Origin of the sequence: Povalibacter sp., from assembly GCF_036735925.1 — a bacterium.
Classification (GTDB): domain Bacteria; phylum Pseudomonadota; class Gammaproteobacteria; order Steroidobacterales; family Steroidobacteraceae; genus Steroidobacter.
The window spans coordinates 1-8,060 of record NZ_DAINNK010000033.1; the positions used below are offsets into that span (position 1 = coordinate 1).

At 65.5% G+C, this 8,060-nt stretch carries 7 protein-coding genes; 2 read left to right on the top strand and 5 right to left on the bottom strand.

Going from position 1 to position 8,060, the window contains the following annotated elements:
* Positions 1 to 13: 13 nt before the first annotated feature.
* A complete protein-coding gene (locus V7D81_RS11635; RefSeq protein ID WP_324316689.1) occupies positions 14 to 715 on the bottom strand; it encodes a pseudouridine synthase in 702 nt (233 codons plus the stop codon).
* A complete protein-coding gene (locus V7D81_RS11640) occupies positions 712 to 1,749 on the bottom strand; it encodes a class I SAM-dependent methyltransferase (RefSeq protein ID WP_324316690.1) in 1,038 nt (345 codons plus the stop codon). Before V7D81_RS11640 ends, V7D81_RS11635 begins: the two co-directional genes overlap by 4 nt.
* A gap of 38 nt (positions 1,750 to 1,787) precedes the next feature.
* Between V7D81_RS11640 and V7D81_RS11645 the strand changes: the two genes are divergently transcribed.
* Positions 1,788 to 2,894, top strand: a complete 1,107-nt coding sequence (locus V7D81_RS11645; protein WP_324316691.1) for an alpha/beta hydrolase — start codon at positions 1,788 to 1,790, stop codon at positions 2,892 to 2,894.
* Positions 2,895 to 3,003: 109 nt separating this feature from the next.
* On the opposite strand, the gene V7D81_RS11650 is transcribed toward V7D81_RS11645, so the two are convergent.
* From V7D81_RS11650 to V7D81_RS11660, 3 genes are all read right to left on the bottom strand, one after another.
* Entirely contained in the window at positions 3,004 to 4,110 is a 1,107-nt protein-coding gene (locus V7D81_RS11650; protein WP_324316692.1) for a ketoacyl-ACP synthase III, read from the bottom strand.
* Between the two features lie 187 nt (positions 4,111 to 4,297).
* Positions 4,298 to 4,975 carry a response regulator transcription factor gene (locus V7D81_RS11655; protein ID WP_324316693.1) on the bottom strand — a complete coding sequence of 226 codons (678 nt, stop codon included), beginning with the start codon at positions 4,973 to 4,975 and terminating at the stop codon, positions 4,298 to 4,300.
* A complete protein-coding gene (locus V7D81_RS11660; RefSeq protein WP_324316694.1) occupies positions 4,972 to 6,687 on the bottom strand; it encodes a GAF domain-containing protein in 1,716 nt (571 codons plus the stop codon). Before V7D81_RS11660 ends, V7D81_RS11655 begins: the two co-directional genes overlap by 4 nt.
* A gap of 399 nt (positions 6,688 to 7,086) precedes the next feature.
* On the opposite strand from V7D81_RS11660, the gene V7D81_RS11665 reads away from it, so the two are divergent.
* Positions 7,087 to 8,055 (top strand): acyl-CoA desaturase, encoded by a 969-nt coding sequence (locus V7D81_RS11665; protein WP_324316735.1) that lies wholly within the window; start codon positions 7,087 to 7,089, stop codon positions 8,053 to 8,055.
* Positions 8,056 to 8,060 lie beyond the last annotated feature (5 nt).

The following is an 8,060-nucleotide window of genomic DNA, read 5'->3' on the forward strand; positions in this document are numbered from 1 at the left end:
AAAGAAGCGACGATCAGCCGGCGAACAGCTTCTGCAGTTCCTCCGCCTCCAGCAGCCGCCACCGACCCTCCGGCAGATCGCCCAGCGTCAATCCGCCCACCCGGCTGCGATGCAATTTCTCGACATGATTGCCGACCGCCGCGAACATGCGGCGCGCCTGGTGATAACGGCCTTCGGTGAGCGTGAGTCGCGCCTGGCGCGGCCCGACCGCTTCGAGCGTTGCCGGCGCGAGCGGCGTGCGCTCGGATTCGAGCATCAGCTTGCCGCCCGCAAAGATCTTCGCTTCATCGCCGCGCAGATCGCGCGCCAGCGTCGCTTCGTACACCTTCGCGATGGCCGACTTCGGATGCACGATGCGATGGAGCAGGGCGCCATCGTCCGTCATCAGCAGCAGGCCGGTGGTGTCGCGATCGAGTCGGCCGACGGTCGCGAGCGTCGGCGAGCGCCGCCGAAAACGCGGCGGGAACAGGTCGTACACGATCTGTCCCGGATCCTTCAGCGAGCAGGTGTAGCCCGCCGGCTTGTGCAGCATCAGGATCAGTCCCGGCGCGGGATCGAGCGGTTCGCCATCGACGCGGATGCGCTCGTGCGGCACGTCATCGTCGGTGTAGAGGATGTCGCCTTCCGGATCGGTGATGCGGCCGTCGCGCACCATCGCCGTCACTTCCTTGCGGCTGCCGTAACCCAGATTCGCGACGAGTTTGAGAAGTTTCATGCGGCGCGCGTCCCCTCGATGATCTTGAATCCACCGCTCTGGGTGACGGTGCGCACACTGCCGAAGCGGGCGTCCAGCACGGATTCGTACGGCAGGTGACGATTGGCGACCAGCCACAATCGGCCGCCGGGTTTGAGCGATTGCGCGGCGATGGCGATGAAGCGCCGGCCGATGTCGGGCCGGTCGTGATGCGTGCTGGCATGGAAGGGCGGGTTGGTCACGATGACATCGTACTTGCGCGGCAGTCCGGTCGTCACATCGTGCCAGTGGCAGCCGACCGGTACGGTCGCTGTGGACAGATTCTCACGGGCCAGATCGAGCGCGCGCGACTCGGCTTCGTACAGATCGAGCGAGCGGATGCGCGGGCAGCGTGCCAGCAGTTCTGCCGAGAGATAGCCGAAGCCCGCGCCGAGATCGGCGGCATCGCCGGCCAGGTTCGCAGGCAGATGCGCGGCGAGCAGCGCCGAGGCTGCATCGATGCGGTCCCACGCGAAAATGCCGGGGCGGCTGAGGAAACGCCCATCTGCGATGCGTCGCGGTGCGTCGAGCGAGCGCCATTCCTCGGCCAGTGCGTGATCGACCGGGCCGTTCAGCGGGCCGGTCCAGAAGACACGGCAGTGATGCTTGGTCAGCGTATCGAGCGGGCCGGCGAGGCGCTCCAGATCCTTTTCGGTCGAACGTGCGCCCTCGTTGTTGGCCTGGCAGACGATGACGTGGCCACTCGCCGTGATCGAATCCACCGCACGCGCCAGCAAGGCGCGGGCTTCCTCGCGCTGACGCGGCGGCAGCAGCAGCACGAGCGGATAGCGCCGGTGTTCGCCGCTGTTCAGATGAAATCCCGCCCGCTCCAGCGCATCGGCGTCCGGTTTGAACGTCTGTTCGCACACGAGTCCCGGAAGATCATCGGCGCGCAGCGAGGCGCCGCTGCGTGCACGCAGGAACAGGGCGCCGTCGTGCGGCCAGGGGAACAGCTTCTGCCGAATGGGCAGGAACAGCGTTTCCAGTGCGGGATCGTCGTTGGAATGGGAACTCATTAGACTCGTGGCTACGAAACGGCGGCTGGGGACATTGTATGGCGCTCAAGCGACCGAAGTGGCACACAGGCACGCTCGTCATGCTGGAGCATCACTCCCGCGTGCTGCGGGACAATCCGCTGGGCGATCCCAGCGTGCGCAATCTTGCCGTGTGGCTGCCGCCGGGCTATGACGAGGGTGCGGAGCACGGTCGCGGCCGGCGTTACCCCGTGCTGATGGACATGGCGGGGTTCACGGGCTCCGGCCTCGGCCACATCGGCTGGAAGAACTTCAGCGAGAACTTTCCGGAGCGCGCCGCGCGCCTGATTCACGAGGGCCGCATGGCGCCGGCGATCCTGGTCTTTCCCGATTGCTTCACCGCGCTCGGCGGCAACCAGTACGTCAATTCATCGGCCATCGGCGCGTACGCGGACTATCTCACCAAGGAGATCGTCCCTTGCATCGATCGAGAATTCCGCACGCTGGCGTCGCGCGAACATCGCGGCTGCTTCGGCAAATCCTCCGGCGGCTACGGCGCCATCATCCATGGCATGAAGTATCCGCAGGTCTGGGGCGCGGTGGCCGATCACTCGGGCGACGCCTATTTCGACTTCGTGTATCGCCACGACTGGCCGAACACGCTCAACGAACTGGCGAAGTATCGCCCCAGGCCGCGACCGGCCGGCGCGCTCGATGTCGCGAAGGCTGAGCGCGGCGCCGATCGCGGGCTCGACGACGGACGCGTGCGCAAATTTCTGGAGGCGATCTGGAAGAAGCGCAAGCTCGGCGGCGGCGAAGTCCATTGCCTCATGAACCTGTGCATGGCCGCGAGCTACGATCCGGACCGTCGCGCGCCGAACGGCTTCCGCCTGCCGTTCAATCTGGAAACCGGCGAGCTGATCGAGAAACGCTGGCAGGCGTGGCAGCGCCACGATCCGGTCAACCTGGTGAAGAAATACCGCGCCAATCTGCGCTCACTGCGCGGCATCTACATCGACTGCGGTTTCCGCGATCAGTACCAGATTCACTACGGCTGCCGCATCCTGTCGAAGCGGCTGACTGCGGCCGGCATCCGACATGTCTACGAGGAGTTCGACGATACCCACTCGGACATCGATTACCGCATGGATGTCTCGCTGCCGTTCCTGACGCACGCGTTGCGGTGAGGAAGAAGAGGAAGGGGAGCCGCAAAAGACCGCATAAAAGAAGGTCGACTTTCTTCCCGGAATGTTTCCCTTCTTTTATGCGGTCTTTTGCGGCTCTCCTCTCTTCCTCTCAGCGCGCCGCCAGCTGCACATCGAAGCCGCTCGACGTATTGCCCTTGCGGCGGATGATGTCCTGCACGAGTTCGACGCCGGTTTGATGGCACGGCGGCAGTTCGAGATCGCAGGCGCCCAGCGGCGTGACGCGATCACCCCAGCGGATGACGTGAGCACACCAGGTGAGGCCGCCGCCGAAGGCCGGCGTCAGCAGCAGCGAGCCGGGTCTGACGCGGCCTTCTTCGATCGCTTCGACGAGTGCGACCGGTACCGTGGCCGACGACATGTTGCCGTAGCGGTCCACGGTGACGAAGACTTTCTCCATGGGAATGCCGGCGCGCTTGGCGACGGCTTCGATGATGCGCAGGTTGGCCTGGTGCGGAACGCACAGATCGATATCCGTGCGTGACAGGCCAGCGCGTTGCAGCGCGCTTTCCGACGCTTCGCTCATGCCGACCACGGCGCGTTTGAAAATTTCCTGGCCGTCGAAATCCCAGCGCGTATCGCCGAGTTGCAGGTCGTGGTTGCACCACGCCGCGCCCATGCCGCGCACGCGCAGCGTGTGCCGTGCGTCCGCGTAGCAGCCGAGTTTTTCGGCGATCACGCCTTCGGGACGATCCGTCGCCTGGATCACGACGGCCGCGGCGCCATCGCCGAACAGGACGGCGACATTCCGGTTGGACCAGTCCATGAACGGGCTGATGCCTTCCACGCCGATGACGACGGCGTTTCTGACGACGCCGGTGCGGACCATCGCGGTCGCGCTCGTCAGTCCGTAGAGAAAGCTGGTGCACGCGGTGTTGATGTCCATCGCGGCGGCATTCTTCGCGCCCAGCAGCCATTGCACGGCAGATGCGGTGTTGGGAACGTGTTCGTCGGCAGACACGGTGCCGAGCACGACCAGATCGACGTCGGCCGCATCGAGTCCGGCGCAGGCGAGCGCGCGCGCCGCGGCGATGTGCGAGAGCGCCGTCATCGGCACATGCGAGATGCGCCGCTCCCGGATGCCGGTGCGGCTGGTGATCCATTCGTCCGTGGTGTCGAGGAAGGTCGCGAGTCCGGCGTTGTCGAGCACGGCCGGCGGCATGCACTTGCCCCAGCCGGTAATCGCTGCGTATGTCATTTGAGAAAACCTGCAGTTTCCAACACCCCTGGATGCGCGGGATGGTACACGAGCCGCGAACAGGTGAATGATTGGGGTGCACTGGTGTCTTTTCTGCTGTGGGTCAGGCTTCAGCCTGACTCTTGAAAGGCCGGCTGAAGCCGGCCCCACAATAGCGGGGGAAAGGATCAGAGAAGCGCGAGGGGAATCACCGTACCGACGATTCCTTCTTCGCCCGCCCCATGCCGCGTTCGGCGGCGAACAGTGCGGCCTGCGTGCGATCGTCGAGTTTGAGCTTGGCGAGGATGATGCTGACGTAACCCTTCACGGTGCCTTCGGTGAGATTCAGATCGGCGCCGATCTGGCGATTGCTTTTGCCGCGCGCGATCAGCTCCAGCACGCTGCGTTCGCGATAGGTGAGGGTGGCGAGCGGATCGGCCGGCTTGCCGGCGCGCAGCTGTTCCATCAGCGAACGCTGCGCCTGCGGATGCAGCCAGGGATGACCGCCGGAGACGGTACGCAGCGCTTCGAGGAAATCGGCCTTCGAGACTTCCTTGAGCACATAGCCCATGGCGCCGGCCTTCATCACGTCGCGCACCTGATCGTCTTCGGCATAGCTGGTGAGCGCCAGCACTTTCACGTCGGGCACGATGGCGCGCAGCATGCGGATGGCGTCGGGCGCGTGCATGCCGGGCATCTTGAGATCGATCAGCACCAGGTCCGGCCGCAGTTGCGGCGCCATCCGGCAGGCCTCGTCGCCATTGGAGGCTTCGCCGACGATGGCGAATTCCTCCACGTCGCTGAGCAGTGCGCGCAGCCCTTCGCGCACGATGGCGTGATCGTCGACCAGCATCAGTCTCGTTGGTGTGGTTGCTGTCTGATTCATGGCGCACCCGAGGCGACGGTGGAGTGACAGGGGACGGAAATGTTGATGGCGCTGCCGAGACCGACGCGGCTTGCGACGTGACACGAGCCGCCCAGCGCCCGGGCGCGTTCGTTCATGGTCTGCAGGCCGATGCCGTGATCTGCGCTGCTCGCGGCTTCGGTCTGCTGCTCCAGCGGATCGAAGCCGACGCCGTCGTCCGAGACGACGATGTCGATCCGGTCGATGCCGCGGCTGGCGTGCATGCGCACGACGCGCGCCTTGGAATGGCGGATGGCGTTGGACAGCGCCTCGCGACAGATGAGGTACAGCTCTTCCTCGACGTGCCGCGGCTGCGGGACGTAGTCGCTGAAGTCGAGGCGGATGCTGGGCGTCTCGGGCGCGAGGATGCCGGCGAGCCGGCGCAGCGCGGCCTGCAGTCCCAATGCTTTCACGTCATCGACACCGGCCTTGACCGACGTGCTGCCCGCGACGCTGGTGGCGGGTCGCAGTTCGCGCAGCAGGGCGCGCATTTCCGCGAACGCGAGGCGCGACAGTTCTTCCAGGCGATGCGCACGGCGTGCGCCTTCCGCTGGATCGCGCTGCCAGGCGGAGACCAGCGACTGCGCCGTCATGCTGATCGACGACAGCGCCTGGCTCACCGAATCGTGCAGATCGCGCGCGAGACGCTGGCGTTCGCGCATCACGGCGGCCTGCCGCGCCTCGGTCCACAGACGGTTGTTCTTGATGGCGACCGCGAGATGGTCGGCGATGATCTCGATGCTGCGCACGTCGTCCTCGTCGAACGGCGCCAGGCCTTCGATGTTCACGCAGCCGTAGACCTCTTCGCCCAGCATGATGGGCACGGCGAGTTCGGCGCAGACGTCGATGGGTTCGGGTGGCGGAACGTAACGCGGATCTTTCGTGACGTCGTTGACCATCTGCGAGGCGCGCAGCGTGATGGCCGAGCCGATGATGCCGTCGGTGACGCGCATGCGGTACGGATTCGAGAACACCTGCGCATAGGCGCCGGCGTGCGAACGGAAGACCAGGAACTCGCCGTCGTCTTCCTGTTCGATCAGCGGGATGACGACATTCGGATAGCCCAGCACCGAATGGATGATGTCCGCGGTCGTCGCCACCAGTTCTTCCGGTTCGAGTTCCGAGGACACGAGCCGCGAGACCTGGGCGATCAGGGCCATGCGTTCGCTGCGGCGCTGTTCGCGTTCGTAGCGCACGGCGTTCTGGATGGCGATGGCGGCGTGACGTGCGAACAGCTGCAGCATTGCGACGTCGCTGGCCTCGAAGCGCCGCGGCGGTTCTGCGCCGATGCCGAAGGCGCCGATGAGCTGGCCGCTGCCGCCGAAAATGGGCACGCCGATCACGGCGTGGTCGGCCAGTTCCGGCAGGGACATGCTTTCCAGGTCGCCGTAGCGGTCGTAGATCACGGGCTGGCGCGTTTCCATGATCCGGCCCATCAGGCCGCGGCCGGCCGCGAATTCGGTGTTCAGCTCGATCTGCGGCAGGCGATGGATGGCCTCGACCCGGATGACTTTCTGCGCCGGGTGATACAGGCCGATGGCGCCGTCGTCGGCGCGCAGCAGTTCGCAGGCATGACGGGCGATGCTCGTGAGCAGCGGCCGTAGCGCGAGCTGGTGGGCGATGTCTTCGAGGATGCGGCCGAACGCCTCCAGCGCATCGCTGGATCGCATCTTGCGTCGCTCGGGGATGTGCATGGGCGCAGGCTCGGCGGAAGTACGCGGCGGCAAGCATTCGGCCTGGCGCGAGCGGCCGTCAAGCTTCGCGACCGGGGCGGTGGCGTGAGGGTTCATCGGGCGGGCACAGTAGGCATTGCCGGGTTTTGCCGGCACTGCGAGGCGTTGGCTGGCGTCCCTCACTTTCGTCAGGTAGGGTCGTCCTGCTAGGATCGACCGCTCGCGCAAATCCTTAGAATTTCTGGAGATATCGATGACCGCAGCCCGCGAAACCAAGAAGGCGCCGTTCAACTGGCCGGCCGTTTTCATGTTCGCGATCACCACCGTGCCGGCGGTTTTCCCTGTTACGCGTGGAAGTCCGACTCCGACGCTTTCAAATAACCCTGGTTCGAGCTCCTTTGCTCCGCGCCCGGCCTGTCGATCACGGGCGGCTATCACCGCCTCTGGGCGCACCGCAGCTACGAGGCCTCGAAGCCGCTGCAGATTTTCTGGATGCTGCTCGGCGCCATGTCGCTGCAGAACAGCATCCTGGTGTGGGCGTCGATGCACCGCGTCCACCATCGTTACGTCGACGACGTCGAGAAGGATCCGTACTCGATCAAGCGCGGTCTCTGGTTCGCGCACATGGGCTGGATGCTGCGGGACTATCCGGGCGGCAAGCTGAACACCGCCAATGCGCGCGATCTGGAGAACAATCCGATCGTGATGTTCCAGCACCGCTACTACCTGTGGCTCGCCGTCGGCATGAACTTCGGCATTCCGCTGCTGCTCGGCTGGTGGCACGGCGACATCTGGGGCGCGCTGCTGCTGCCCGGCCTCATGCGGCTGGTGGTCAGCCATCACGTCACGTTCTTCATCAACTCGCTGGCGCACTACTGGGGCCGTCGTCCCTACACCGCCGAGAACACCGCGCGCGACAACGATCTGCTCGCGCTGTTCACCTACGGCGAGGGCTACCACAATTTCCATCACATCTTTCAGTGGGACTATCGCAATGGCGTGCGCTGGTGGCAGTACGACCCCACCAAGTGGTTCATCAGCCTGTGCGCGGGGCTGGGCCTGGCGAGCGGCCTGAAGCGCGTACCTGAATTCCAGATCCGCAAGGCGCTGGTCGAGCGTCAGATCGAACGCGCCCGCGAACGCGTCGACGCCTGCCAGGATCCGGGTCTGTTGCAGCGCCTGCAGGCCCAGCTCGAACAGGAGGCCTCGCATCTGGCGCAGCTCATCGGCGACTGGGCGACGCTGCAGCAGGAGAAGATCGAGGCCACCAAGCAGAAGCTGCTGCATCAGTGGAACGAGAGCGAGGCTCATCGTCGCCTGGTGGCGATCGAAGAGGCGCTGCGTGCACAGCATCGCCGCGTGCGGCTGATCGGATTGCAGGCGGCCTGAGCCTG

What these genes read in the sequence shown, in the direction of transcription:
- V7D81_RS11635 (WP_324316689.1), bottom strand. Translation starts at nt 715, where the DNA reads ATGAAACTTCTCAAACTCGTCGCGAATCTGGGTTACGGCAGCCGCAAG.
- V7D81_RS11640 (WP_324316690.1), bottom strand. Translation starts at nt 1,749, where the DNA reads ATGAGTTCCCATTCCAACGACGATCCCGCACTGGAAACGCTGTTCCTG.
- V7D81_RS11645 (WP_324316691.1), top strand. Translation starts at nt 1,788, where the DNA reads ATGGCGCTCAAGCGACCGAAGTGGCACACAGGCACGCTCGTCATGCTG.
- V7D81_RS11650 (WP_324316692.1), bottom strand. Translation starts at nt 4,110, where the DNA reads ATGACATACGCAGCGATTACCGGCTGGGGCAAGTGCATGCCGCCGGCC.
- V7D81_RS11655 (WP_324316693.1), bottom strand. Translation starts at nt 4,975, where the DNA reads ATGAATCAGACAGCAACCACACCAACGAGACTGATGCTGGTCGACGAT.
- V7D81_RS11660 (WP_324316694.1), bottom strand. Translation starts at nt 6,687, where the DNA reads ATGCACATCCCCGAGCGACGCAAGATGCGATCCAGCGATGCGCTGGAG.